Genomic DNA, 25,822 nt, shown 5'->3' with positions numbered 1-25,822 from the left:
GACTATAGTCTGGCCGACGTGGGACTTCAGTGCCATGGCGATCTGAGAAGATCGATTTGTATTTGATATCAAAGGTTTATGGTGTCGGCTGGTTGCCGGCTCGCATATTGAGACGGCATTTGTCTAAAGTTTACTCTGTACAATTAGCGATTTCTCATACGACGGTCGCCTAGCGGTCGGGCGAGGGTGGCGTTTCCCCGAGGAGGTTACCATGACGAACCGAAAGACTCTGTTCGCGGCGCTTGCCGCATTGGCGCTTCTGGCGTCTCCGGCGCTCGCCGGAGCCGGCGGCAACGGGCACGGCGGCGGCAATGGCGGTGGCAATGCCGGCGGCAACGGTAACGGCGGTGGCAATGCTGGCGGTAACGGCGGCGGCAATGGCAGTGGCAAGAGTGGCGCTTCGCACGGCAAGTCGTCGTCGGCTCCCGGGCGGGCGGCAAAGGCGGACAGCACCACGGTCGACACGACCACAAAGGTCTCGGCCGTGCCCAAGGAGAAAAACATCCACGCCAAACTCGGCCGGTTGAACTCGCTGCAGCGCAACATCAACGCCTACATGAACTCCAAGAGCAAAAAGTTCGCTGCCATTCAGGCATTCGTGACGCAGTCCGCGAAAGCCAAGGTCGCCCAGGACCAGCTGGATGCGCTGACCGCGCAGTTGGACGCGCTGAAGGCGCTGACGCCCGATGAGATTGCCGCCCTGTCGGCTGAAGACCAGGCGGCCCTGCCGGGGAAGATAACGGATCTGGAGGCCGAGATCGCCACCCAGACCACTGCTGCGGAAGCGGCCGCGGAGGGCACCGATGATGCATCACTCGACGCGGCGCTGACGGACATGGCCAACAAGCCGGTCGACGACGAGGTCACGGCCTGGGCCCAGGGCGTCCTTGCCGACAAGATCGACCAGACGGCCGCCACGATGCAGACGGAAACGACGCCGTAACGACTTGCCGCCGAAACGGCAGTGACCAGTCAAAGAAGATGCCGCCGGGTCTTGCCCGGCGGCGTTGCTGTTTAACGGCCGTGGTCGGGCTGGCTTCGTAGAGCGGCCGTCTCAGCCTTCAGCCAATCGGCAAAGATCGTCATCGCGTGCGAGTTCTGCCGCCTGCGCCGCGCTGAGAGCCAGTACTTGCCGACATCGACCGTGCAGCCGAAAGGCTGGACCAATTCAGCGGAACGGAGCTCACGGCTGAACATCGAAACCGGCAGCAGCGCCACGCCGGCGCCCTGGACCGCGGCGTTGGCCATGGTGACGGACGAGTCGAAAACGATGCCCTTGATGGGTGGGCAATGGTGCCCTGCCGCCTCGAACCAGCGCAGCCATTCGTCTTCCCGGTAGGAGCATAGCAGCGTTTCGCGCGCGAGATCCGATGGATCGCGCAGACGCGCCGCGATATCGGGCGCGCAGGCCGGCGAGAACGAGCCGGGCATCAGCGGTGTGTTGTCGGTTCCCTGCCAGGAGCCGTCGCCGAAGCGGATGGCAAAGTCGAGGCCGTCGGCGGCGAGATTGACCCGGTTGTTGTTGGTCGAAATGCGTAGCTCGATATCCGGATAGGCTTGGTGGAACACAGGTAATCTCGGGATCAGCCAGCCCGAGGCGAAAGTGCCGACGACGCCGACAGTGACGATGTCGTGGAAGCGGCCGCCCTCGAAGCGGTCGAGCGTGACGCCGATCCTGTTGAAGGCATCGCTCAATACGGGCAGCAGCGCCTCGCCCTCCTCGCTCAGAGCGAGCCCGTGCGGAAGCCGGCGAAAGAGCCTGACGCCAAGCAGCTCTTCAAGCCCCTTGACCTGATGGCTGACGGCCGCCTGGGTGACGCGCAGTTCGAGCCCGGCGCCGGTGAAGCTGAGGTGACGCGCGGCGGCCTCGAAGGCGCGCAAGCCGTTCAGCGGAAGGTGCGATCGCTTCATTGGTCGAGCCCTAGTTTTTCTCGTGGCGGGGGCGATGTTAACTCGTTTGCGGTTGCGTCGGATCCGGTCCAGTTCTGCGGCGCGGGGCAACAGAGAGTGTGGACATGACAAGCAGACGCAGTTTCATCAGTGGTCTCGCGGTGGTTCTGGCGGCCCCCGTCACCCTTGGCGCGATCGCGACGGCGGCAACGAGCCCGACAAAATTTGATGAGGTCTTGCCGAAAATAAGGCGGATCGAGGCGAAAAGCGGCGGCCGGCTTGGCGTGGCCTGCCGGATCGCTGGAACGAGCGCGCAATTCGGCTATCGCGAGAACGAGCTGTTTCCGATGTGCAGCACCTTCAAGACGCTGGCGGCGGCGCTCATCCTGCATCGTGTCGATAGCGGCATCGAGCAGCTCGAGCGCAGCATCAAGATCCCGCACAACGCCATCATTGCCAATTCACCGACGACCAAGAAGTTTGCCGGCGGCGAGATGACGGTGGCGCAGCTTTGCGAGGCCGCCGTGACGGTCAGCGACAATGGCGCGGCCAATCTGCTGCTGGAGTCCTTTGGCGGACCGCCGCAGCTGACGGCCTATCTGCGTTCGATCGGTGACAGTGTGAGCAGACTGGACAGGATCGAGCCGGAGCTGAACGAGTCGCTGCCAGGCGACGAGCGTGATACGACCTCGCCGCTGGCCATGGTTGAGGACTACCAGCGCCTCGCTCTCGGCACCAGCCTGTCGGACAAAAGCCGGGCGCAGCTTGTCGAATGGCTGGTGGCCAACAAGACCGGCGATGAGCGCATCCGGGCTGGACTGCCGAAGGGCTGGAGATGCGGCGACAAGACCGGCACCGGTGACCGTGGCAGTACCAATGACGCGGCGGTCATCTGGCCGGCTTCCGGCAATCCTATCTTGATGTCGGTTTACCTGACGGGCACGAAACAGAGCCTGACCAAGCGCAACGCCGTGATTGCGTCGGTCTCTCGCGCTCTGGTCGAAGCGATCGAGGCGTAAGTCCATATCAAGCGGCGCGCCTTGCCGCGCTGCTCCTCTCATACGTGCTTGCGGCCACCGGTCTCGCGAAACCAGCTGTCGGGATAGGGATACCACCAGTCCTGGATTGCCGGCTTGTGGTCGATGATCACCATCTTCGACCGGCGGAACGCATCCAGCCCTTGGCGACCGAGCTCGCGGCCGAGGCCCGAGGCCTTCCAGCCGCCGAAGGGCAAGGCGTCATTGTCGATCAGCGGATTGTTGACCCAGACCATGCCGGCCTCGAGCCGTTCGGCCGCCTCATGCGCCTCGGCGAGGTCGGTGGTGAAGACCGAGGCGCCGAGCCCGAAGGGGCTGTCATTAGCGAGACGTATCGCTTCGTCGAAATCCCTGACCCGGCAGATCGCGGCGACCGGTCCGAAGCACTCTTCGCGCACGATGGCCATATCCGGGGTGACGCCGGTGAGGATGGTTGGCTCGTAGAACCAGCCGACATTGTGCGCCGGCGGAATGCGCCCGCCGGTCACCGCCTTGGCGCCGTGCGCGATGGCGTCGTCAACCAGGCGCATGACTTTTGCCCGTGCCGCTTCGCTGACCAGCGGGCCGATCTCGGTCTTGTCCATGCCGTTGCCGATGCGCAGCGCCCGTGTCCTTTCGGCGAACAGCTCGACGAAGCGGTCATGCACGGCATCGACGACGAAGAAGCGCTCGGCCGAAGTGCAGACCTGGCCGGTGAGGTGGAAGGCGGCGGTGACACTGCCGGCCGCCGCGACCTCAAGCGGGGCGTGCTCACTGATGATCAGCGGATCGCTGCCGCCGGCCTCGATGACGCACGGTTTCATGCGTTCGGCGCAGGCGACAGCGACCGCCTTGCCGGCGGCGACCGAGCCGGTGAAGGCGACGGCGTGCGTGCGATCGGAGGCGATCAGGGCCTGCGCGGTGGTGGCACCGCCGGGCAGGCAGGAGACCAAGCCTTCCGGCAGCGAGCGGAACACGGTCATGTAGTCCAGCGTCGACAGCGTTGTCGCCTCGGCTGGCTTGATGATGCAAGCGTTGCCGGCGGCAAGCGAGGCGGCGACGGTCCAGCACATCAGCAGGATCGGGAAGTTGTAGGGCATGATGTGGACCGAGACGCCATAGGGCTCGTAGCGGGCGTACTGGAACGAACCGGCCTGCGTCGTGCCGGCGATCTTGCCGGCATCGTCGCGCGCCATCTCGGCATAGTAGCGGAAGATCGGCGCGCAATTGGCGATCTCGCCGATCGCTTCGGGATAGGGCTTGCCCATCTCGCGCACCATCAGCTCGGCGCAGCGGGTGAAGTCGGCCGCCTCGATGGCGTTGGCGACGGCATGCAGGTGCTTTGCCCGGCTCTTGGCGTCGAGCTTTTTCCAGGCGGCCTGCGCCTTGGTCGCGGCGGTGAGCACAGCGTCGATCTCGCCGTCGGTAGCGGCCGAGATAGTGCCGACGATTTCGAGCGTCGCCGGATCGATTACCGGTTTGTTCGCGCCGATCATCGGCCGGTAATCCGGATTGACGAAGAAAGCCGGCCGGTCAGCTGAGAAATCCATGGGCATCCTCTCAGATCCGCTCAGCGGATCATGTAGACCTTCTTGATCGTCTCATGGACGGTGCAGACGCCTTTCCAGTCCTGCGGAAAGAAGGCGGCGGTGTCCGGCTCGATCTCGATCACTTCGCCGGATTCATGCACATAGGTGCAGCGTCCCTCGAGGAAGTGACAGAACTCGTCGCGGGTGACGTGGCAGTGCCATTTGCCTGGCGTGCACACCCACAGGCCACATTCGGAACGGCCCTCCGGCCCCTTGTGCAGCAGCTTGCCCGAGGTGTGGGACTCGCCCTCGATCATGGTCGGGATGACGCCCCAGTCGACGAGGTCTGACATGGCGAGGGGGGATTTCATGATGGGTGTGGTCATATCGATTTCCTTGGAATGGGTGCTCAGCGGCACATGAAGGCCTTGGTCAGCGTTTGCGTGATGATGGAGATGCCGGTCCATCCGGCGGGGAAGAACACCAGCGTGCCGGCTTCGACGGGGATCTGCTCGCCGTTGTCATGGACATAGCTGCCGTGCCCCGAGAGGAAGTGGCAGAATTCGTCGGCGGCAAAGATGACCTTGCGCGTGCCCGGCGTGCACGACCACAGGCCGCATTCGCTCGATCCGTCCGGGTTCTGGGACAGGATCCTGCCCGAGGCGCGCGGCGCACCGGCGAGCGTGTTGCTGCCCGCGCCCCAGTCCTCCAGTTCCACGCTCGAGGCCTTCGGCCAGTGTGGTGTCGGCATGTCTTGCTCCGATTCTTGCTTAAGCATGATCTTGTCCGAAAAACCGGCTCCCACTTTTCGGGATCATGCTCTCAGGCCAGCATGTAGAGGTTGCGCATGGTCTCATGCACGGTGCATTCGCCGGTCCAGCCGGCGGGGAACATGACCACGGTCCCGGCCGAGACGTCTATCACTTCGCCGACATCCGACCGGTAGGTCGCGCGGCCGGCGACGAAATGGCACAATTCATCGCGCGGGATGCTGAGCCGCCAGCGGCCCGGCGTGCAGACCCAGATACCGGATTCCGGCTGGTTGTTCGGGCCCTTGTGCACGAGTTTGCCGGTCGAGTGCGAAGCGCCTTCCAGCGCGTCGGGTTGGACGCCCCAGTCGACGAGATCGGTGCGGGTCGAGGCCTGGTGGAGGTGTGGTGCGGAGGAGGTCACAGCAACTTCTCCAACAACCCAGCCGCCTTTTCCGGACCGTTCTGCGAATGCATCCGTGCCGAGGTCTTCGCCAGCTTCGCCTTCATCGCCGGGTCGCTCAGGCAGGCTTCGATCTTGGCGATCAGCTCGGCATCGGTCCAGTCGTAGCGCGGCATGCCGAAGCCGTGGCCGGTTTCCTCGACGCGGGTGGCGTTGTCGTGGCCGTCCCAGACATAGGGCATGATGATCGCGGGCTTGCCGAAATAGAGGCACTCGGTGAACGAGTTGTTGCCGCCATGGTGGATCACCGCGTCGACCTGCGGGATCACCGAGGGCTGCGGGAACCAGCCCTCCACGATGACGTTGCCAGGGACGTCGGTGTACTGGTCCTTGTAGCCGCCGACATTGACCAGCGCCCGGTAGCGCGTCTTGCCCAGCGTCGCGATAATGCGCTTCAACAGCTCGACATCGCCGGCGCCGAGACTGCCGAAGGAGACATAGAGCAGCGGCCCGTCATTGTTTTTCTCGAAGCTCGGCACCGTGTACGGCTTTTCCTGCCGCACGCAGCCTTCGAGATACTGGAATCTTGCCGGGTCGAGCGGATGGCGGCGCTTGAATTTCGTCGCTTCGGGGTAGAGCAGCAGATTCAAATAGGGCGAGGCCTCGAAGAACTGGCCGATCGGATAGGGCGCCTCGTTATTGGCGATGAGAAAGGCGTTGAAGTCGTCATGGATCGGCTTGATCACCGCGTTGAAATGGTCGCGGTAACGCTGGTGGGCGGCATGGTCGTTCTCGCCGCAGCCGGAGAGATGCGGCGGGATGTCCTCGTCCTCGATCTCGTTTTCCGAGCAGGAAATGACGCGCACCCAGGGCTTGCCGAACTGCTTGATCGCCGGGAACAAGATGACGTTGTCGACGCAGATGACATCCGGCTTGATGCTGGCTAGAACGCGCGGCAGATCCTTCTGCGCCCATTTGGCGCTGTCGACGATCGCCGTCCAGCAATCCTTCACGTAGTTGTTGACCTGGTCGTAGGGCGATTTGCGGAAGTTCGGGATGTGGCCGTTGATGAAATCCTCCCAGAACTTGGCCATCTGCTCGGGCGGCATCGGCTCGGACAGGTTCACCGGATGCGCCTCGAAACCGTAGCCCTTGTAGACATCGACGAAGCCGGGGTCGGACAGGAACACCGCTTTGTGGCCACGCGCCTCGACCGCCTGAGCGATGCCGACGGAATTGAGCGCCGGGCCGTAGGCCGCTTCGGGAAAAAACGCGATCGTCTTCTGCGCCATCAGGCTTCTCCTCTTATTCTGCAAAAATTCTGACATCGGCGGCGTCCCAGCCGAGTTCGACCTGGTCGCCCGATGAGACCGGCCTACGGTCGGCGGCCTCGGCGGTGACACGCACCAGGAACGGCTTTGGTGACAGGGGCGTACGGACATGCAGTTGCAGGTCCAGCCCCTGATAGGCCAGCGCCTCGACCGTGCCGGTGGTGCGGTTCGCGGTCTCGGGCGACGGGAACAATCGGATTCGTTCGGGCCGCACTGAGGCCACGGCCGATGCGCCCGACGTGAGTGCGGCGGGCATCTTGCCGGTAATGCGCGCGCCATTCGCGGCCACAACACCATCAGTGGTGGCCTTGCCCGGCACAAAATTCATCACACCGATGAAGTCGGCGACGAAACGGTCGGCGGGATGTTCGTAGATCGCATGCGGCGTGTCGCATTGCAGCAGCTTGCCATCCTTCAGCACCGCCATGCGGTCGGCCATCACAAGCGATTCCTCCTGGTCGTGGGTGACGATGACGAAGGTGATGCCGACCTCGTGCTGCAGGCGCTTCAATTCCAGCTGCATGGCGCCGCGCAATTTCTTGTCGAGCGCGCCGAGCGGCTCGTCGAGCAGCAGCAGCCGGGGGCGCTTGACCAGGGCGCGGGCGAGCGCGACGCGCTGCTTCTGGCCGCCCGATAATTGCTCCGGCTTGCGGTCGGCGAAGGCGACGAGCTCAGTCGTCGCCAGGATGGCGTCGACGCGGGAGCGGATTTCAGCCACCGGCAAACGCTCCATCTCAAGGCCGTAGGACACATTGGCCCTGACGCTCATATGCGGAAACAGCGCGTAGGACTGGAACATCAAATTGACCGGCCGCTTGTTGGGCGGAATCCCTGCGATGTCGCGGCCGTCGAGCAGGATGCGCCCGTCATTCGGCGTCTCGAAACCGGCCAGCATGCGCAGCAGCGTGGTCTTGCCGCAGCCGGACGGTCCGAGCAAAGCGAAGAACTCGTTCTCCCGGATGTCGAGCGAGACGCCGTCGACAGCCGTCACCCGGCCGAAATTCTTCGACACCTTGTCGATGGCCAGCAGCGTGCGCGGTTCGCTCATTGGCCGATGATCCCACGGTTGAGCCGCTGCGACAGGGTCAGCGCGGTGATCGAGACCGCCATGACGATGGTCGCCAGCGCATTGATCTCTGGCGTGATGCCGAAGCGGATCATCGCGTAGATCTGCATCGGCAGCGTTGTCGAAGCGCGACCGGCGCCAGCGGTGAAGAAAGCGATGATGAACTCGTCGACCGAGAGCGTGAAGGCAAGCAGCGCACCGGCGATGACCGCCGGCGCGATGACCGGCAACGTCACCCGCCGGAAGGTGGTGAGCGCGGAGGCGCCGAGATCGGCCGATGCTTCGACGATCGACCAGTCGAAACTCTTCAGCCGGGCGCGCACCACCGAGCAAACGAAGGCGAGGTTGAAGACGACATGGGCAAGGATGATTGTGTGCAGCCCCATGGTCAGGTTGAGCATGGAGAAGAACGACAGTAGCGCGATCGCCAGTACGATGTCGGGAATGATCATCGGCGCGAAGATCAGCGCTTCGAGGCCCTTGCCGTATTGCCGGCGCATCTCGACGCCGATCGCCAGTAGCGTGCCGAGTAAGGTCGCGATGGCCGTCGAGACCAGCGCCACGATCAGCGTGTTGAGGGCGGCGGAGAGGATGGCGCTGTTCGAGGTCAGCGAGACGTACCATTTCAGTGAGAATCCCGACCAAGCCGTGGGCAGCCCGCCTTCGTTGAAGGACAGCGCCACCAGCACGGCGATCGGGATGTAGAGGAAAGCGAAGACCAGGCTGAGCACGAGCCAGAGCGTGCGCCGCGTCGCGAGGGAGCGCTCAGCCATCGGTGTCTCCGCCGGCTTGCGCGGTGTGCCCCGAGGCGCGATTGGCGGCCAGCGCCTGCGCCATCAGCACCAGGAGCATGATGGCGGTCAGCGCCATGGCGAGTGCCGCCCCGAAAGGCCAGTCATTGGCGGTCAGGAACTGGTCGTAGACGAGGTTGCCGATCATCTGGAAGCGGCCGCCGCCAAGCAGCGCCGGGGTGACGAAATTGCCGATCGACAGCACGAAGACAAACACCGCGCCGGCAGCAATGCCTGGCACCGTCAGTGGCAGGATGACACGGCGGAATGTGGTGGCGGCCGAGGCGCCGAGGTCACGCGAGGCTTCGGCGAGTTCCGGGTTGAGCCTCGACAGTGGCGCGTAGCAGGCGAGGATGACGAAGGGCAAATAGTTGTAGACCAGGCCGGCGATGACGGCGCCTTCCGTGTAGAGCATCGAGGGCGGCTCGCCGGTGTAGCCTAACCAGCGCAGGAGTTGCGTGATCAGGCCTTCGCGGTTGAGCAGCACGATCCAGGCATAGGTGCGGATCAGGTAGTTGGACCAGAACGGCAGCACGGCAAAGAACAGGAACACCGGCTGCCACCGGCGCGGGGCCGCTGCGATGGCGTAGGCGGCGGCATAGCCAATCACCACCGCGATCAGGGTCGCGGTGCCGGCGATACGCGCCGAATTGAGGAAAATGCCGGCATAGAGCGGGTCGAAGACCAGCCCGAAATTCTCCAGCGTGAAGGTGTAGTCGATGCCGCCATAGATGCCGCGCCGAAAGAAGGCGAGCGCCAGCACCAGCACGCACGGCACCACCATCAAGGCCGCGAGCCAGGCCAGGGCCGGGGCCATCAGGAGGGAGGAACGAAATTGGGTCTGGGACAATTCTGGGCTACCGCTCAGGGCCGGCGGCAGAAGCGCCGCCGGCCGTGATGTCTGGTTTTGACGCCGCCTACTGCGCCGCCTTGATCTCGCTGACGATCTTCGAATAGTCGCGCTGGGCGTCGCCGACGTCCCGCAGCTGTTCGAACTTGACGAGGTCGGCCACCGGCATCGCCATGTTGGGGAATTTTGCCAGGAAATCGGCCGGCAGGCTTTCCATGGCCGGCTTGTTCGGCACCTTGTAGTCGATATTTTGCGCCGCCCAGGCGTGGTTCTTGGCATCGAGCATGAAGTTGATGAACTGGAAGGCAGCGTCCTTGTTGGCGGAGGCCTTCATCACCACCATCGTATCGACCCACAGGTCGGAGCCTTCCTTCGGGATGACGTACTTGATCTCGGGCTTTTCGGCGATGCCGTAATTGCACCAGCCGTCCCATGCCTGCACCATCAGCGCCTCGCCGGACACCAGCTTGGAATAGAAGGTGGTGTCGTCATAGGCGAGCAGGGTCTTCTTGGCCGAGATCAAGAGGTTCTTGACCTCGGCCATCTTGGCCGGATCGGTTTCGTTGACAGAATAGCCCTTGTCGAGCTGGCCGGCGGCCAGCAGCCAGCGGTCGGTCGCCAGCATGGTGGTCTTGCCCTTGAGGTCATTGGAAGGGGCGAGCAGATCGCTCCAGCTGGTCGGCGCTGTCTTGACCAGGTCCGAGCGATAGCAGAGGCCGGTGGTGCCCCAGGTGTAGGGCACGGAGAAGGCATTGCCGACATCGTGCGGCAGCTTGGTTGCCTCGGGATAGAGATTGGTGAGGTTCGGGATCTTGGCGTGGTCGATCGGCTCGGTCAGGCCGAGCTTGTTCAGCACCTCGGCGAAAGGCGAGGAGACGAAGACCACGTCATAGCCCTTGCCGCCGGCGGCGATCAGCTTGCCCATGATTTCTTCGTTGGTGGCGTGCACCACCACTTCGCCCGAAACGCCGGTCGCGGTCTTAAAGGCGGTCATGGCGTCGGGCGCCATGTAGCCGTCCCAGTTGGAAATGACGAGGTCGGCAGCCATCGCCTGCGCGGACAGCGCCAAGGCCAGGCCAAGTGCGATCGAAGATGTTTTCAGCGCACTGCGCCGCAGGCTGGTAGCGGTCATGACAGACTCCCATTCTGGTTGATCGTCGAATTTCATTCGCCGGACCAACGCTTGCGACCTTGCCGCCGCCTCGATCCTGTTCCCTCGGTCTTTTTCTCGCCGATTGTCCTGACAGTACTATTGCAGAAAAAAGTACGTCAATCCATAATTTGTCAAGCGACCGAGGAATCTGGCCGATTGCGTCCGTGCTGGCGATCGGTCAAATCAATGCGGTCATGTCGTTTTCCACGAGACCAGTCATGCAAGCCGTAGCCCGACGACCTCGCACCAACCATCTCGATCTGGCGCAGCGCATCCTGGATGTGGCGCGGCAGCGCGGTTTTGAGCCCGGCGCACGCTTGCCGGAGCAGCAGATCGCCTCGCTGTGCAATGTCTCGCGCACGCCGGTGCGGGCGGCTCTTGGCCTACTCGCGGAACGGGGTGTCGTTCGCTGGGAGGCGGATTCCGGGTATCATCTGGCGATCGACCTCACCGCGCAGGCTTCAGTCGCCACGGAACTGCCCGCCGCCGAGGAGGACGAGCTGGCCGAGGCGATCCTGCGCGACCGGTCGGCGCGGCGGCTGGACCAGACTGTGACCGTCGCGGGGCTGATGCGGCGGTACAGTGCCGAGCGCAAGACGGTACTAAAAGCGCTCAACAAACTGACAGAAGAGAATCTTCTGGACCGTGCGCCTGGCCAATCCTGGCTGTTTCGGCGCACGCCCGACGATCCGGAGGCGCAAGGCGACAGCTATGAGTTCCGCTTGCTGCTGGAGCCCGCGGCCATCCTGACGCCGGGCTTCCGGCTGGACGGGGCGCGTGCGGCGACGTTGCGCCAGGGCATGGAAGCGCTAGTGGCGCTGCCGGACGCTGCATTCGACACACGTGAGTTCCAGCGGCTGGACATCGATTTTCATGGCATGCTCGCCGAGGGCTGCGCCAACCGCTTCGTTGCCGACGCGCTGGCCGATCACCTCAGGCTGCGCCGATTGCCCGGCATTTATGCCGGCGTCAACGTCTTCCGGTTGCGGCAATCGCTGCGCGAACACCTAAATATACTCGACCATCTCGAAAGCCGGCAGTATGAGGTGGCGGCCGATCTGCTTCGCATCCACCTGCGGCTCTCCCGCAACCAGCGACCGCAAGCGGCCAGTCGCGGGGCTCCCGCCCTGTTCGGCATGATCAGCCGGCCGGATTGACGAGGATTAATTGACGCGTAAAGCCAGCCCGACCATCGCGCTGTTCCCCGAAGCCAGTTTCGGCGCGGCGTTGAATTGCGTTGGGATCGCGCAGGCGCTGCGTGCGAGAGGCGCCCGGCCGGTCTTCATCTGCCATGCCGGCTTCTCCGGCGTCTTTGCCGACTATGGTTTCCAGGAATACCAGCTGCCGACCGACGAGCCGCTGAGCGACAGCGAACGCCAGAGCTACTGGCAGGCCTTCGTGCGCAGGCACCTGCCGCATTTTAGGCTTAGCCCGATCGACCAGCTCGAAACCTATGTCGCGCCGACCTGGCAAGCGATCGTCGACACAGCCGTCAATGCCGAGGCGCCGCTGCGCCAATTGCTGGCACGGCTGAAGCCTGACGCGGTGGTCCTCGACAACGTCATCATGTTCCCCGCGATCGCCGCCGCCGGCTGCCCGTGGGTGCGCGTCGTCTCCTGCGCCGAGACCGAGCTTCCGGACGCGCAGGTACCACCCTATTTGTCGGGCCTTGGCGTGGATGACCCGCAACGCGCGGCGTTCGAGGCCCGCTATCTCACGGCCTCGGCACCGGCGCATGACCGCTTCAACCGCTTTCGGATGGATGCCGGCCTGGCGCCGCTGCCGAAGGGCTTGTTCCTGGAGACGTCGCCCGACCTCAATTTGCTGCTGACCCCGACGATCGTGCGCCGCGAGCGCGCCGAGCCGCTCGACCCGGCCCGCTTCGTTTATCTCGAAGGCTGCGTGCGTTCGGAGGGGCCATTCGAGGTGCCGGTGTTTCCGCGCAATGGCGGGCCGCTGGTCTATGTCAGCTTCGGCAGCCTGGGCGCCATGGATGTCGGCCTGATCGAGCGGATGCTGGCGGTATTCGACAGGCTGCCCGCCCGCTTCATCGTCAATGCCGGCGGCCTGCGCGACGCCTATCGCGCGGTGCCCGACAACGTCTATCTCGACGCCTGGTTTCCACAGCCCTCGGTGGTGGCAAAGTCCGACCTGTTCATCCACCACGGCGGCAACAACAGCTTTTGCGAAGCGCTGCGCTTCGGCGTGCCGTCGCTGATCATGCCCTATTGCTGGGACGGACATGACAATGCGCGCCGCGCCGGAGAGACCGGCGTCGGTGACCATATCGGCCGTGACGCCTGGACCGAAGGAGTATTGGAGAAAGCCATTCTCGGCCTGCTGGCCGACGATGCCATGCGTGCCCGCCTTAGGGACAACGCAGCCCAAATGGCGCTGCAACCCGGAACGGATGTGGCCGCGCAAGCCATACTCTCTCTCTGATGCGGACATGAACGAAATGCCTGACAAAATCACGACGAATACCTCGCTCTCCAGCAGCAACGATCCCAAGAGCTGGCTGGCCCAGCACGGCATCAACGAGGTCGAGTGCCTGGTGCCCGACATGAACGGCGTGCTGCGCGGCAAGGCCTTGCCGACGGCCAAGTTCCTCAAGGCGCTGGAAGACCGCGCGCTTTATCTGCCGAGCAGCGCCTTCCTGGTCAGCATCGACGGCCGTTATTCCGGCTCGATCGACGAGGGTTTTGCCTATTCGGATCCGGACATGCGTATGGTGCCCGACGTTTCGACGCTCTGCCTGGCGCCCGGCGCCGCTGAGGGCAAGGCCTATGTCTTTGCCGACGCCTTCCATATGGACGACCGGCCATGGATGGCCTCGCCGCGGCATGTGCTCAGGGCCGTGCTCGATCTCTACGCCCAGCGCGGCTGGCGAGCGGTGGTGGCGCCCGAGGTGGAATTCTATCTGACCGCGCCCAATCCCGATCCTGATCGGCCGCTGACTGCGCCGGTCGGCGCCAATGGCCGAGCCGAGACCGTGCAGCATCCCTATGACATGGCGGCACTCGAGGAGTTCGAGCCGGTGATCCGGCGCATCTATGATTATGCGGCGGCGGCCGGGTTGCCGCTCGACACGCTGATCCATGAATCGGGAACGGCACAGCTGGAGATCAATTTCCTGCACGGCGACGCGTTGCCGCTGGCCGACAAGGTGCTGCTGTTCAAGCGGCTGACGCGCCAGGCCGCGCAGCAAAGCGGTATGCGCGCCACCTTCATGGCCAAGCCGATCGCGGCGCAGGCGGGAAGCTCGATGCATCTGCACATGTCCATCATCGACGAGGCCGGCAAGACGCTGTTTGCCGGCACTGATGGTGCCGACACCGAGATGTTCGGCCACTTCATTGGTGGCATGCAAAAATTCGTCCCCGAAATCATGCCGCTGTTCGCGCCCAATGTGAACTCGTTCCGCCGCATAAGGCCCAACCACAGCGCGCCGGCCAACATCGAGTGGTCGCATGACAATCGTTCCTGCGGCCTGCGCGTGCCGGCCGGTGGACGCGCCGCGCGGCGGGTGGAGAACCGGTTGCCCGGTGCTGATTCCAATCCTTATCTGGCGATCGCCGGCTCGCTGCTTGCCGGCTATCTCGGCGTCGAACAGAAACTGGTGCGCTCGCCCGAGGCGTCGGGCAATGCCTACAAGATCAAGAGCACGCTGCCGAAAACCATGGAGGAGGCGCTTGACCGTTTCGAGGCGTGTGAACCGGTGCGGGCGTTGCTCGGCGAGGATTTCTTCCAGAGTTATCTTCGCGTCAAGAGCGTTGAGCTCGACCTGTTCCAGGGCGTGGTGACGAGCTGGGAACGCGACCACCTGCTGCTCAAGGTGTAATGATGGGCTTCAATTCCGGCCTGGATATCGGCAAATCCTACTATGTCGCGACGGCAAATCCGTCGCCGGACCATCCGGCTTTGCAGGGTGACATCGACGCCGATCTTGTGGTGGTCGGCGGCGGCTGCACCGGCCTGTCCGCCGCCCTTCATGCCGCCGAGCGCGGCCTGAAGGTGGTGCTGCTCGAGGGCGGCAAGATCGGCTGGGGCGCCTCGGGCCGCAATGGCGGCCAGATGATCCCCGGCCTGCGCAAGGGCGCGAAGGGGCTGGTCAAGCTCTATGGACCCGAACGTGCAAAAGCGCTGTTCGACCTTGCCTTCGAGGCGCGCGGGTTGGTGCTCGATATCATCGAGCGCCACGCCATCGATTGCGATCTCAGGCTGACCGGTCATCTCGTCGGCGCGGTCAACGGCTCCGATCTCAAGGACCTCGAGGAAGAGGCTGAGTGCCTGGCCACGGTGATGAAGTTTCCGCATGCCGAAATCCTGTCGGCGGCTGAAGCGCGCGGCAAGGTCGACACGCCCTATCATGGCGCCATGTACGAGCCGCTTGGCGGCCACATGCACCCGCTCAACTACACGCTCGGCCTCGCCCGCGCCGCGGTTGCTGCCGGCGTCACCATTCATGAGAATTCGGTGGCGGTGAGGCTGGAGCGCGAGCCTTCGATCCGCGTCTCGACATCAAAGGGTTCGGTCCGGGCCAAGCATGTCGTGCTGGCGGGCGATGCGCTGCTCGATGGGCTGGAGCCACGCGTCAACAGCCGCATCATGCCGGTCGGCAACTACATCGTCGCCACCGAGCCACTGGAGGGCAAGCGCAATGTCATCCCGGCCAATGTCGCGGTGTCCGACACACGCTTCGTCGTCAACTACTACCGGATGTCGGCCGATGGACGCCTGCTGTTCGGCGGCGGCGAACGCTACACGCCATCACCGCCGGCCGATATCGCCGGCTTCGTGCGACCGCATATGGAGAAGACCTTCCCGCAGCTTCAGGGCTGCCGCATCGATCATGCCTGGGGTGGGCTGGTGTCGGTGACGACGTCGCGGCTGCCGCATGTCGGGCACTTTGGCGAGGTCTATTTCGCGCATGGCTATTCCGGCAAGGGCGTCATCCTGTCGACGCTGTCCGGCAAGCTGCTGGCCGAAGCGATCACGGGTGATGCCTCGCGGCTCGATCTGTTCTCGACGCTGACCCCGATGCCGTTCCCCGGCGGCACGGCGTTGCGCGGTCCGCTCTATGTGCTCGGCATGCTGTGGTACGCGATGCGCGATCGTATCAAGCATTGAGGTCGCGAGACGCGACCTAGACGACAAAGAAATCCTCGATGCGTTGCCCGGCTCCAAGCAGCGCGGGCAGGATTTCGCGTTCCATCTCCGCGACGGAAAAACGCGCGGACTGGGTCGAGACGTTGATTGCCGCGACCGTGCGCTCTGCGCGGTCGCGGATCGGCACGGCGATCGAGCGCAGGCCGAGCTCCAGTTCCTCATCGACGATGGCAAAGCCGTCCGCTTTCGCCTTGCCGATGGCGCCAGCCAGCAGCCTGATATCGGTGATCGTCTTCGGCGTTCGGCGCTCGATGGTCGCCTGGCCGAGGAATGCGTCCAATTCCCGAGAGGTCAGGCCAGCAAGCAGGATGCGCCCCATCGAGGTGCAATAGGCCGGTAGCCTGGTGCCGACATCGAGCGACACGCTGAGGATGCGACGGCCAGGAATGCGGGCGACATAGACGACATCCTCACCCGACAGGATGGCTGCCGAGCAGGCCTCGTTCAGTTGCGTTGCCACAGCCTGCATGATGGGCGCGGCGAAGGCCCAGAGCGATGCACCGCCGAGCCAGGTGCGGGCAACCGTGAGCAGGCGCGGCGACAGCGAGAACACGCGGCCGGCCTGGGTGGCGTAGCCGGTAGCGGTCAGCGTCAGCAGGAAGCGGCGGGCGCCGGCGCGGGTCAGGCCCGCCGCCTCGGCCATTTCGGTCAACGTCATCCCCGAGGGATGCCGGGCCAGGATCTCGATGACGGCAAGGCCGCGCTCGAGCGAGCCAACATGGTCACGGGAAGCGGCCTCTTCGTCCATCTCACCTCCGCGGAACGGCATCGGCGCCAGGATTGACTCCACGCCCTCGTTCGGCATAGAAAGTATCGCATATAAAACATATGTTCGCAATACGAACTTTTCCAACCCGGAGCCGATGCGATGGTCAAGTTCCTGCCGCTCAAACAGGCCGTTGCGGAGAATTTGAACAATGGCGACACGGTCGCCTTCGAGGGTTTTACCCATCTGATCCCGACGGCGGCGGCGCATGAGGCGATCCGCCAGGGGTTTCGCGACCTGACATTGATCCGCATGACGCCGGACCTGATCTACGACCAGATGATCGGCATGGGCATGGCGAAGAAGATCGTCTTCTCTTATGTCGGCAATCCCGGCGTCGGCCTGCTGCGGCGCGCCCGAGATGCCATCGAGAACGGTTTTCCCAGGTCGATCGAGATCGAGGAGCACAGCCATGCCGGCATGGCCAACGCTTATGAGGCGGGCGCGGCCGGTCTGCCCTGCGCGGTGTTCCGCGGCTATCGTGGCGCTGGCCTTGCGGCGGTCAATCCGAACATCAGATCGGTCACTTGTCCGTTCACCGGCGAGGTGCTGGCGGCTGTTCCCTCGATCCGACCTGACGTCACCTTCATCCATGCGCAGAAGGCCGACCGGAAAGGCAATGTGCTGGTCGAAGGCATTATCGGCATCCAGAAGGAAGCGGTGCTGGCGGCCAAACGTGCCGTGGTGACTGTGGAGGAAGTCGTCGACAATTTCGACGATCTGCACCCCAATCTGACCGTGCTGCCGCGCTGGACGATCGCGGCGATATCGGTCGTGCCCGGCGGCTCGCATCCGTCCTACGCGCATGGCTATTATGCGCGTGACAATGCCGCCTATCTGGAATGGGACGAGATCGCCGCCGACCGCGAAAAATTCCAGGCGTGGATACAGGCCAACGTCATCGAGAAGAGCGCCGACGATTTCGAGGCCCGAGTCGAGCATCTGAGGAAAGCGGCATGAGCGACAGTCCGGACTTCACCCCCAACGAGATGATGACGATCGCCGCCAGCCGTGCGCTGCGCAATGACGATGTCTGCTTTGTCGGCATCGGCGCGCCGTCCGCTGCCTGCAATGTGGCGCGGCTGACGCATGCGCCTGACATCACCTTGATCTACGAGAGCGGCACGATCGGCACCGCGCCGGACGTGCTGCCGCTGTCGATCGGCGACGGCGAATTGTGTGAGACCGCTGTCACCACCGTCGCGGTGCCGGAGATGTTCCGCTACTGGCTGCAGGGCGGCCGCATCTCGATCGGCTTCCTTGGTGCGGCGCAGCTCGACAAGTTCGGCAACATCAACACCACGGTCATCGGTGACTATTTCCATCCCAAGACAAGGCTGCCCGGCGGCGGCGGCGCGCCGGAGATCGCGACTTCATCGAAGGAGATCTACATCACCATGGCGCAGACCAAGCGCGGCATGGTCGAGAAGATCGACTTCTTCACCTCCTTCGGCCATGGCGAGGGCGGCGACCATCGAAAGCGGCTTGGTATCGACACGGCAGGCCCGACGCTGCTGATCACCGACCTCGCCATCTGGAAGCCGGATCCGGTGACCAAGGAATTCACCGTCGTGTCGCTGCATCCAGGCGTCACCCGCCAGCAGGTGCAGGAGAGCTGTGGCTGGGTGGTTAAGTTCGCCGAGGCGCTTGACGAAACATCGGCGCCAAGCGAACTCGAACTCAAGACATTGCGCGACCTGCAGGCTCGCACCAAGGCGGCGCATGAGGGAACCGGAAAAGCAAAGGCTGCATGACATGGCCGAGGCCTATATCTGCGATTACATCCGTACACCGATCGGCCGTTTTGGCGGTTCGCTGTCTTCGGTGCGCACCGACGACCTCGGCGCGATACCCCTGAGGGCATTGGTCGAGCGCAACCCCGGCATCGACTGGCTGGCGATCGACGATGTCGTCTATGGCTGTGCCAATCAGGCCGGCGAGGACAACCGCAATGTGGCGCGCATGGCGCTGTTGCTGGCAGGCTTGCCGAAGGAGGTGCCGGGCTCAACCGTCAACCGCCTGTGCGGCTCGGGCATGGACGCGCTGACCATCGCAGCTAGGGCCATCAAGGCAGGCGAAGCGGAGCTGATGATTGCGGGCGGTGTCGAATCGATGAGCCGGGCGCCCTTCGTCATGCCCAAGGCCGACACGGCGTTTTCGCGCAATGCCGAGATTTACGACACCACCATCGGCTGGCGCTTCGTCAACCCGCTGATGAAGAAGCAGTATGGGGTCGATTCGATGCCGGAGACCGGCGAGAACGTCGCGGAAGAGTTCGCCATCTCCCGCGCGGACCAGGACGCCTTTGCTGTACGCAGCCAGGACAAGGCTGTCGCCGCGCAAACCAATGGTCGGCTGGCCAAGGAAATCACGGAGGTGACGATCCCGCAGCGCAAGGGCGATCCGGTGATCATCTCGAAGGATGAGCATCCGCGCGCGGGCTCAACGGTCGAGGCGCTGGCCAAGCTGCCGACGCCGTTCCGGCAGGGCGGTACGGTGACGGCCGGCAATGCTTCCGGCGTCAATGATGGGGCGGCGGCGCTGATCGTTGCCTCCGAGGCAGCGGTGAAGACATACGGCCTGACGCCGATCGCCCGTATCCTCGGCGGGGCCGCCGCAGGCGTGGCGCCGCGCATCATGGGCATCGGCCCAGCGCCGGCGACGCAAAAACTCTGCGCGCGGCTTGGGCTGACCCCGCAACAGTTCGATGTCATCGAGCTCAACGAAGCCTTTGCCTCGCAAGGCATAGCCGTGCTGCGCCAGCTCGGCATCGCCGAGGATGCGGAACACATCAACCCGAATGGCGGCGCCATCGCGCTCGGCCATCCCTTGGGCATGTCGGGTGCGCGCATATCCGGCACGGCGGCGCTGGAGCTGCGCGAACGTGGCGGCCGTTATGCGCTTGCCACCATGTGCATCGGCGTCGGCCAGGGCATCGCGATCGCGCTCGAACGGGCTTGACCAGCAGCCTTCGCTTGGCCGGCTAAGATCAAGAATCCGGTGCGCGGTCAAATTTGACCACGTGGACAAAAGTCCGGCGTCGTTCCATAGTTCCCCGTCTGATATTTTCACGAACAGCCGGCTCGACACGGCTGTCGAACAGAGGGGAATGCAATGGAAAACCGGAAGAACAGATTCCAGACAGAGCGCGAAGGGCTTTCGCGACGCAACGTGCTGGAGCTGGGCGCACTTGGCCTGGCCGCAGCCATGCTGCCAGGCGCTGCCTTCGGCAAGGACAAGAAGCTGAAGGTGGCGGCGATCTTCGCCACGCCGATCGAGGAGCCGTGGGACAACCAGATCCATGTCGCCTTGCAGAAGGCCGAGAAGGAACTCGGCATCGAATACAAATGGTCCGAGAAGGTGCAGACCGCCGATTTCAGCCGTGTCATGCGCGAATATGCGCAAGGCGGCTATCAGCTGGTGCTGGGCGATGCCTTTGCCGCCGAACGTGAATCGCGCCGCACGGCCAAGCAGTTCCCGAAGACCGCCTTCCTGTTCGGCTCCGGGGCCGGCCCGGCGGAACCGAACTTCGGCGTCTTCGACAACTGGATCCACGAGCCGGCCTATCTCTCCGGCATGATCGCCGGCAAGATGTCGAAGTCGGGCACGATAGGCGCCGTCGCGGCGATGGGCATCCCGGAAGTCAACCGGCTGGTCAACGCCTTCTTCGCCGGCGCCAAGGAGGTCAATCCAAACATCAAGAAGAAGGTCGCCTTCATCGGTTCCTTCTTCGATCCGCCAAAGGCCAAGGAAGCGGCGGTCGCGCAGATCGACGCCGGTGTCGACGTCATCTATGCCGAGCGCTTCGGCGTCATCGAAGCGGCGGTGGACAAGAAGATCCTCGCCATCTCCAACATGTCCGACCAGTCGAGCCTCGGCCCCGACACGGTGATCACCGGCCCGGTCTGGGACATGTATCCGACGGTCGAACAGGCGATCAAGCTGGTCAAGGCCGGCGTCTTCACCGCGCAGGACTATGGCGATTTCTCGCGCATGGCCAAGGGCGGTTCGTTCCTGGCGCCCTATCACAAGTTCGACAAGACGCTGCCGGCGGACGTCAAGGAGCTGGTCGAGAAGAAAAAGGCCGAGATTCTCGAAGGCAATTTCCGCGTGGACGTGGACGAGAACACGCCGGTTTCGGACTAGCGCAGATTTCCCTCCCCCTCGAGGGGAGGGTGGCCCGTAGGGCCGGGTGGGGTCCGACGCGACGCGCGCCGGCTTTCAGTCAACGTCGGGGCGGTTGAGGCGACCCCACCCGCCTCGCTTCGCTCGGCACCCTCCCCTCGAGGGGGAGGGGAACCGCGTCAACCAGGATTCCGCTTTGCAACTGCCCGCCCCACTCATCGAAATGCGCGGCATCACCAAGAGCTTCGGCGCCGTCAAGGCTAACGAAGCCGTCGATCTCAGTGTCGCGCCCGGCGAGATCCTAGGGCTGCTGGGCGAGAACGGTGCCGGCAAGACGACGCTGATGAATGTGCTGTTCGGCGCCTATGCGCCCGACGCCGGCGAGATTCTCATCCAGGGCCAAAAGGTGCGGATCACCAGTTCGGCCGATGCGCTGGCCGCCGGCATCGGCATGGTGCACCAGCATTTTCATCTGGCACCAAGGCTGACGGTGCTGGAGAACCTGCTCATAGGCATTCCCGGCAAGACAGGCTGGATTGACCGTGCCGGCGGGCTGGCGCGGCTCGCCGAGATAGGCCGCCAGCATGGGCTGACGCTTGACCCGAACCTGCCGGTCTCGGCACTGTCGGTCGGCGAGCAGCAGCGGCTCGAAATCGTCAAGGCGCTGTTTCGTGGCGCCAGGCTGCTGATCCTCGACGAGCCGACGGCAGTGCTGGCGCCAAGCGAGGTCGACGGACTTTTTTCGGCGTTGCGCTCGATGGCCGCACAAGGTCTCGGCATCATCTTTATCTCGCACAAGCTCAACGAGGTGCGGGCGCTGACGCATCGCTGCACGGTGCTGCGGCATGGCCGCGTCGCCGGCCGCGTCGATGACCCGGCCAACACGACATCCTCGGAGATGGCAACACTGATGTGCGGCCATGAGATCGTGCCGCCGGCGAGGGGACCGTCGACGCCCGGTGCCGCGGTGCTGACCCTCGACGGCATTTCGACCTCAAAGCACTCGGGCACGCCGCTGCGCAACGTATCGCTTGCCGTCCGTGCCGGCGAGATCCTCGGCATTGCCGGCGTGTCGGGCAATGGCCAGCGGGCGCTGGCGGAGGTGATCTCCGGGACACGCGTGCCCGATGCCGGTCAGATGACGATCGCCGGCAGCAAGGTCTCGCGGTTTTCGCCGCGCGAGGTGCAGGCGCTCGGTCTTGGCCGCATCCCGGAAGACCGCATGACGACCGGGTTGGTGACCAATCTGCCACTCGCCGATTCGATGGTGTTGCCGCGCATCGGTACCGCCGCTTTCAGCAGCAGGGGCTTGCTCAAGCCGGATGCGATCCGCGCCTTTGCCGAGGCGCAGATCAACGCCTATGATATCAGGTGCCCCGGGCCGATGACACGCGCCGGGGCGCTGTCCGGCGGCAATCTGCAGAAGGCGCTTTTGGCGCGCGAACTCGCCTTCGATCCGAAGGTGCTTGTTGTCTCGCAGCCGACGCGCGGGCTCGATATCGGCGCTGCGCGCTTCATCCACGAAAAGTTCCTCGACATGCGGGCCAAGGGCTGCGGCATCATCGTCATCGGCGAGGATCTCGAAGAGCTGCTGGTGCTCTGCGACCGCATCGCGGTGATGTATGAGGGCCGCATCGTCGGCACGCTCGACAGCTCCGATGCGACGGTCGCCCGGCTGGGCCTGATGATGACCGGCGCGGAGGGTCACAGCTGATGTTTCGCCTGGAAGTCCGCACGTCAACGCCCGCCTGGTTCAATCTGGCTTTGCCGCTGCTGGCGATCGGAGCAACGCTCATCTTGTGCAGCGGCCTCATCGCGCTGGCAGGCGCCGGCGTGCTTGAAGCCTACGGCGTGATGTTCACGGCCTCGCTCGGCGACAGCTATGCGATCACCGAAACGATGGTGCGCGCGGCGCCGATGATCTTCACCGGGCTGGCGGTAGCGGTCGCCTTCCGAGCCAAATTCTGGAACATCGGCGCCGAGGGTCAGTTGCTGGCCGGCGCGGTGGCCAGTTGCTTTGTCGGCGCCATTCCGATGCCGGGGCCGCTCGCCATGGTGTTGATGGCGTTGGCGGGTGCCGCCGCGGGAGCCGCGGTCGCGCTGGTGCCGGCGACGCTCAGAGTAAAATTCAAGGTCGACGATGTCGTCAGTTCGCTGCTGCTCAACTCGGTCATCTACTACGCGCTGATGGCGCTGATCGAGGGGCCGTGGAAAGACAGTTTCAGCGGCTATCCGATCTCGCCGCCGATCGAGGATTCGGCCAATTTCCCGGTGCTGCTCGAAGGCACGCGGCTGCATCTCGGCGTCGTCGTGGCACTGATTGCGGCACCGTTGATCTGGTTCCTGATCGTGCGCACGACGCTCGGCTTCCGCATCAGGGTCACCGGCGAAAACCCGGAAGCCGCCAGATATGGCGGCATCCATGTCGAGCGCGTGCTGATCTCGACGGCGCTGCTGTCCGGCGCGCTGGCTGGGTTGGCCGGTGTCGGCGAGGTCGGCGGCGTGCATTTCCAGGTGATGAGCGATATCTCGCCGGGCTACGGCTATTCCGGCATCGTGGTTGCCATGCTGGCGCGGCTCAACCCGCTTGGCGTCGTGCCGGCGGCGATCTTCCTTGCCGCCGTGATGACTGGCGCCGAGGCGATGTCGCGGGCGACCGGCGTGCCGGCCTTCCTCAGTGACGTCATCCAGGGCACCGCATTGCTTGCCATGCTGGTGGCGCTGCTGTTCACCGCCTATCGCATCCGCCGCGTCGGGGCTGCCCGATGAGCGCAGTGTTCGAACAGATCTTTCAGGTAGGCTTCCTCGCCGCGATCATCCGCATCGCCACGCCGCTGGCTTTTGCGACGCTCGGCGAAATGTTCTCCGAGCGGGCCGGCGTGCTCAATCTCGGCATCGAAGGCATCATGCTGTTGTCGGCGATGACCGGCTTCACTGCCGCCAGCCTCAGCGGCAGCCTGTGGCTCGGCGTGCTGGCGGCTGTGCTGACCGGCATGCTGATGGGCGCGCTGCACGCGCTGTTCACGGTGGTGCTCGGCCTCAGCCAGCATGTCTGCGGCATCGGCGTGACATTGTTCTCGTCGGGCCTCGCCTATTTCCTCTACCGGCTGATCTTCGGCCAGCAGTCGGTGCCGCCCAACATCAAGGGTTTTCAGACACTGCCGATCCCGGTCCTCTCCGACATTCCGGTGCTCGGGCCGGCGGTGTTCAACCAGTTTGCGCTGGTCTACATGGCGATCCTGGCCATTCCACTTGCCGCTTTCATACTCTACCGCACACCATGGGGCCTGTCGGTGCGCATGGTCGGCGAAAACCCGCGCGCCGCCGATTCGGCCGGCGTCAGCGTCATCGCCACGCGCTTCCAGGCGGTTGTCCTCGGCGGCGCGCTGATGGGGCTGGCCGGCGCCTTCCTGTCGATGGCGCAGTTCAACGCCTTCACCTTCGGCGTCGTCTCCGGGCGCGGCTGGGTGGCGATAGCGCTGGTCGTCTTCGGCCGCTGGGATCCGTGGCGCTCGGCGGGTGCCGCGCTGCTGTTCGCCTTCGTCGATGCCTTGCAGCTGCGCATGCAGGCCAGCGGCCTCGGGCACATCCCCTACGAGGCATTCCTGATGCTGCCCTTCATCTTCACCATCGTCGCCATGGCGGTGATGTCGCGCAACGCGGTGGCGCCCTCGGCGCTGCTCAAGCCGTTTCGGCGCGAGGAGCGCTGACAGCTCTGGCGGCTGTCAGCGTCCCGCTGCTCACATCGCGGTAAAGCCGTTGTCGACGAACAGATGCGTGCCGTTGACGAAGCTCGACTCGTCGCTGGCCAGATACAGCGCGGCCCTTGCCACCTCTTCCGGCTCGCCGATGCGGCCTTGCTGCGCGGCCAGCGCTGCGTCTGAGACGTCGACGCCGAGTCTGCCGAGATCGGCGACCTCACGCAGGCCATGCGGCGTGCGGATGAAGCCGGGGCAGACCGCGTTGCAGCGGATGTTGCGGTCGCGGAACTCGACCGCGATGGCGCGCGCGAACATGTGGCAGGCGCCCTTGGTGGTGTCGTAGAGCACTTCGTTGGGAGTCGCCGCCACCGCCGAGATCGACGAGGTGCAGACGATCGAGCCGCCGCCCGCCGCGATCATGCCGGGCAGCACGGCGCGCGTCATCAGGAACATCGAGCGCACATTGACGGCATGCAGCCAGTCCCATTCCTGGACCGTCGTCTCCAGGAAAGGTTTGATGACGATGGTGCCGGCGTGGTTGAACAGCACGGTGACCGGGCCGAGCTTTTCCGCCGCCCCTTTCACTGCCGCTTCGACCTGGGCTTCGTCGGAGACGTCGGCGACAAAATGCTCGGCGACATGGCCGCGTGTCCTGATTGTCGCTGCGGTTGCGGCGGCGGCCTCGCCGTTGCGGTCGACGATCGCCACCTTGGCGCCTTCAGCGGCGAATAGCTCCGAGGCCGCCCCACCCATACCCGTCGCGCCGCCCGAAATGATAGCGACCTTGCCGGCCAGTCTCGTGCCCATTTTTCTGCCCCCTGTTTGACGATTTCGCTTTGCTGGTTCGGCGATGCTACCGCGCCCGCGCCGGGCGGCCAATCCACGAATTGGGTGCAGCGGGGACAACGCCATCGGGCTCTTCAGGGGCCGACGCAAAGCGGGCATCCCATGTCGATCGCTCGCTCAGATGGGCGCTCTCAGCAAGTAGCCACCAATTTGTAGCTATCCAAGAGAAAATTATTCTACCTATCGCCCAAAAATAGCAATCGACAAAGTCTACAAGTTTTATAGGTTAACAGGCGAGACGGAGGCCGATATGTCCTATATCCAGAACGCCCAGACAGATCGCAACGGCCAGAGGCTGGCCAGTGCCCAGGCCTTTCGGCCGGCCTATGCCGGTGCCTTCGCCTATCTCGTCTTTGCCCTTGCGTTTGTGTTCACCGGGGCCGTTGTTCTGGGTCTTATTCCCTGAGTCGTCAGATCGACCGGGGTTAGCTGCTGCC

General features: G+C 64.3%; 26 protein-coding genes. 14 read left to right on the top strand and 12 right to left on the bottom strand.

From position 1 onward, the window contains the following. The first annotated feature begins 211 nt into the window (after positions 1 to 211). Positions 212 to 943 carry a hypothetical protein gene (locus EJ076_RS02980; protein ID WP_126066852.1) on the top strand — a complete coding sequence of 244 codons (732 nt, stop codon included), beginning with the start codon at positions 212 to 214 and terminating at the stop codon, positions 941 to 943. Positions 944 to 1,014: 71 nt separating this feature from the next. Here the strand turns inward: EJ076_RS02980 and EJ076_RS02975 are convergent, their stop codons facing one another. Then, on the bottom strand, positions 1,015 to 1,911 hold the full coding sequence (locus tag EJ076_RS02975) for a LysR family transcriptional regulator (RefSeq protein WP_126066851.1): 897 nt from the start codon (positions 1,909 to 1,911) through the stop codon (positions 1,015 to 1,017). 104 nt (positions 1,912 to 2,015) lie between these two features. Between EJ076_RS02975 and bla the strand changes: the two genes are divergently transcribed. Continuing rightward, positions 2,016 to 2,909 carry a class A beta-lactamase gene (gene bla, locus EJ076_RS02970; RefSeq protein ID WP_126066850.1) on the top strand — a complete coding sequence of 298 codons (894 nt, stop codon included), beginning with the start codon at positions 2,016 to 2,018 and terminating at the stop codon, positions 2,907 to 2,909. Positions 2,910 to 2,947: 38 nt separating this feature from the next. On the opposite strand, the gene EJ076_RS02965 is transcribed toward bla, so the two are convergent. From EJ076_RS02965 to EJ076_RS02925, 9 genes are all read right to left on the bottom strand, one after another. Next, positions 2,948 to 4,456, bottom strand: a complete 1,509-nt coding sequence (locus EJ076_RS02965; RefSeq protein WP_126066849.1) for an aldehyde dehydrogenase family protein — start codon at positions 4,454 to 4,456, stop codon at positions 2,948 to 2,950. Between the two features lie 20 nt (positions 4,457 to 4,476). Beyond that, entirely contained in the window at positions 4,477 to 4,821 is a 345-nt protein-coding gene (locus EJ076_RS02960) for a cupin domain-containing protein (RefSeq protein ID WP_126066848.1), read from the bottom strand. Between the two features lie 23 nt (positions 4,822 to 4,844). Then, positions 4,845 to 5,186: a cupin domain-containing protein gene (locus tag EJ076_RS02955; RefSeq protein ID WP_126066847.1), complete on the bottom strand. Its 342-nt coding sequence runs from the start codon at positions 5,184 to 5,186 to the stop codon at positions 4,845 to 4,847. A gap of 71 nt (positions 5,187 to 5,257) precedes the next feature. Then, on the bottom strand, positions 5,258 to 5,608 hold the full coding sequence (locus EJ076_RS02950; RefSeq protein WP_126066846.1) for a cupin domain-containing protein: 351 nt from the start codon (positions 5,606 to 5,608) through the stop codon (positions 5,258 to 5,260). Further along, a complete protein-coding gene (locus EJ076_RS02945; protein WP_126066845.1) occupies positions 5,605 to 6,879 on the bottom strand; it encodes a glycosyltransferase in 1,275 nt (424 codons plus the stop codon). The genes EJ076_RS02950 and EJ076_RS02945 overlap by 4 nt, the downstream gene beginning before the upstream one ends. A gap of 13 nt (positions 6,880 to 6,892) precedes the next feature. Continuing rightward, positions 6,893 to 7,966 (bottom strand): ABC transporter ATP-binding protein, encoded by a 1,074-nt coding sequence (locus EJ076_RS02940; RefSeq protein WP_126066844.1) that lies wholly within the window; start codon positions 7,964 to 7,966, stop codon positions 6,893 to 6,895. Continuing rightward, positions 7,963 to 8,757 (bottom strand): ABC transporter permease, encoded by a 795-nt coding sequence (locus EJ076_RS02935; RefSeq protein ID WP_126066843.1) that lies wholly within the window; start codon positions 8,755 to 8,757, stop codon positions 7,963 to 7,965. Before EJ076_RS02935 ends, EJ076_RS02940 begins: the two co-directional genes overlap by 4 nt. Further along, positions 8,750 to 9,592, bottom strand: coding sequence for an ABC transporter permease (locus tag EJ076_RS02930; protein WP_126070947.1), 843 nt, complete (start codon positions 9,590 to 9,592; stop codon positions 8,750 to 8,752). The genes EJ076_RS02935 and EJ076_RS02930 overlap by 8 nt, the downstream gene beginning before the upstream one ends. A 100-nt stretch (positions 9,593 to 9,692) precedes the next feature. Continuing rightward, positions 9,693 to 10,757: a spermidine/putrescine ABC transporter substrate-binding protein gene (locus EJ076_RS02925; protein ID WP_126066842.1), complete on the bottom strand. Its 1,065-nt coding sequence runs from the start codon at positions 10,755 to 10,757 to the stop codon at positions 9,693 to 9,695. Between the two features lie 185 nt (positions 10,758 to 10,942). Between EJ076_RS02925 and EJ076_RS02920 the strand changes: the two genes are divergently transcribed. Genes EJ076_RS02920 through EJ076_RS02905 form a run of 4 tightly spaced genes read left to right on the top strand, consistent with a single transcriptional unit; the run spans position 10,943 to position 15,908 of the window. Continuing rightward, on the top strand, positions 10,943 to 11,935 hold the full coding sequence (locus tag EJ076_RS02920) for a GntR family transcriptional regulator (protein ID WP_245462950.1): 993 nt from the start codon (positions 10,943 to 10,945) through the stop codon (positions 11,933 to 11,935). A gap of 10 nt (positions 11,936 to 11,945) precedes the next feature. After that, positions 11,946 to 13,220 (top strand): glycosyltransferase, encoded by a 1,275-nt coding sequence (locus EJ076_RS02915; protein ID WP_126066841.1) that lies wholly within the window; start codon positions 11,946 to 11,948, stop codon positions 13,218 to 13,220. A 16-nt stretch (positions 13,221 to 13,236) separates the two neighbouring features. Further along, complete coding sequence (locus EJ076_RS02910; protein WP_126066840.1) at positions 13,237 to 14,619, top strand: glutamine synthetase family protein; 1,383 nt, start codon at positions 13,237 to 13,239, stop codon at positions 14,617 to 14,619. Next, entirely contained in the window at positions 14,619 to 15,908 is a 1,290-nt protein-coding gene (locus tag EJ076_RS02905; RefSeq protein ID WP_126066839.1) for an FAD-binding oxidoreductase, read from the top strand. The genes EJ076_RS02910 and EJ076_RS02905 overlap by 1 nt, the downstream gene beginning before the upstream one ends. Positions 15,909 to 15,924: 16 nt before the next feature. Here the strand turns inward: EJ076_RS02905 and EJ076_RS02900 are convergent, their stop codons facing one another. After that, positions 15,925 to 16,695 (bottom strand): IclR family transcriptional regulator C-terminal domain-containing protein, encoded by a 771-nt coding sequence (locus tag EJ076_RS02900; protein ID WP_126066838.1) that lies wholly within the window; start codon positions 16,693 to 16,695, stop codon positions 15,925 to 15,927. A 120-nt stretch (positions 16,696 to 16,815) separates the two neighbouring features. Between EJ076_RS02900 and EJ076_RS02895 the strand changes: the two genes are divergently transcribed. From EJ076_RS02895 to EJ076_RS02865, 7 genes are all read left to right on the top strand, one after another. Further along, complete coding sequence (locus EJ076_RS02895; RefSeq protein ID WP_126066837.1) at positions 16,816 to 17,673, top strand: CoA transferase subunit A; 858 nt, start codon at positions 16,816 to 16,818, stop codon at positions 17,671 to 17,673. Next, positions 17,670 to 18,467 (top strand): CoA-transferase subunit beta, encoded by a 798-nt coding sequence (locus EJ076_RS02890; protein WP_126066836.1) that lies wholly within the window; start codon positions 17,670 to 17,672, stop codon positions 18,465 to 18,467. Before EJ076_RS02895 ends, EJ076_RS02890 begins: the two co-directional genes overlap by 4 nt. Position 18,468: 1 nt before the next feature. Further along, positions 18,469 to 19,674, top strand: coding sequence for a 3-oxoadipyl-CoA thiolase (pcaF, locus tag EJ076_RS02885; protein WP_126066835.1), 1,206 nt, complete (start codon positions 18,469 to 18,471; stop codon positions 19,672 to 19,674). A 153-nt stretch (positions 19,675 to 19,827) separates the two neighbouring features. After that, entirely contained in the window at positions 19,828 to 20,859 is a 1,032-nt protein-coding gene (locus tag EJ076_RS02880) for a BMP family protein (protein ID WP_126066834.1), read from the top strand. 181 nt (positions 20,860 to 21,040) lie between these two features. Next, positions 21,041 to 22,552, top strand: coding sequence for an ABC transporter ATP-binding protein (locus EJ076_RS02875; protein WP_126070945.1), 1,512 nt, complete (start codon positions 21,041 to 21,043; stop codon positions 22,550 to 22,552). After that, positions 22,552 to 23,607 (top strand): ABC transporter permease, encoded by a 1,056-nt coding sequence (locus tag EJ076_RS02870; RefSeq protein ID WP_109664140.1) that lies wholly within the window; start codon positions 22,552 to 22,554, stop codon positions 23,605 to 23,607. Before EJ076_RS02875 ends, EJ076_RS02870 begins: the two co-directional genes overlap by 1 nt. Beyond that, the gene (locus tag EJ076_RS02865) at positions 23,604 to 24,548 is read left to right on the top strand and encodes an ABC transporter permease (protein WP_109664143.1); all 945 of its coding nucleotides are present in this window, start codon (positions 23,604 to 23,606) and stop codon (positions 24,546 to 24,548) included. The genes EJ076_RS02870 and EJ076_RS02865 overlap by 4 nt, the downstream gene beginning before the upstream one ends. A gap of 30 nt (positions 24,549 to 24,578) precedes the next feature. Here the strand turns inward: EJ076_RS02865 and EJ076_RS02860 are convergent, their stop codons facing one another. Then, positions 24,579 to 25,346, bottom strand: a complete 768-nt coding sequence (locus tag EJ076_RS02860) for an SDR family oxidoreductase (RefSeq protein WP_109664148.1) — start codon at positions 25,344 to 25,346, stop codon at positions 24,579 to 24,581. A 289-nt stretch (positions 25,347 to 25,635) separates the two neighbouring features. On the opposite strand from EJ076_RS02860, the gene EJ076_RS02855 reads away from it, so the two are divergent. Beyond that, on the top strand, positions 25,636 to 25,791 hold the full coding sequence (locus EJ076_RS02855) for a hypothetical protein (protein ID WP_109664162.1): 156 nt from the start codon (positions 25,636 to 25,638) through the stop codon (positions 25,789 to 25,791). Positions 25,792 to 25,822 lie beyond the last annotated feature (31 nt).

It is taken from the genome of Mesorhizobium sp. M7D.F.Ca.US.005.01.1.1 (assembly GCF_003952545.1).
GTDB lineage: Bacteria > Pseudomonadota > Alphaproteobacteria > Rhizobiales > Rhizobiaceae > Mesorhizobium > Mesorhizobium loti.
This window is presented reverse-complemented; position numbering and strand designations above follow the sequence as displayed.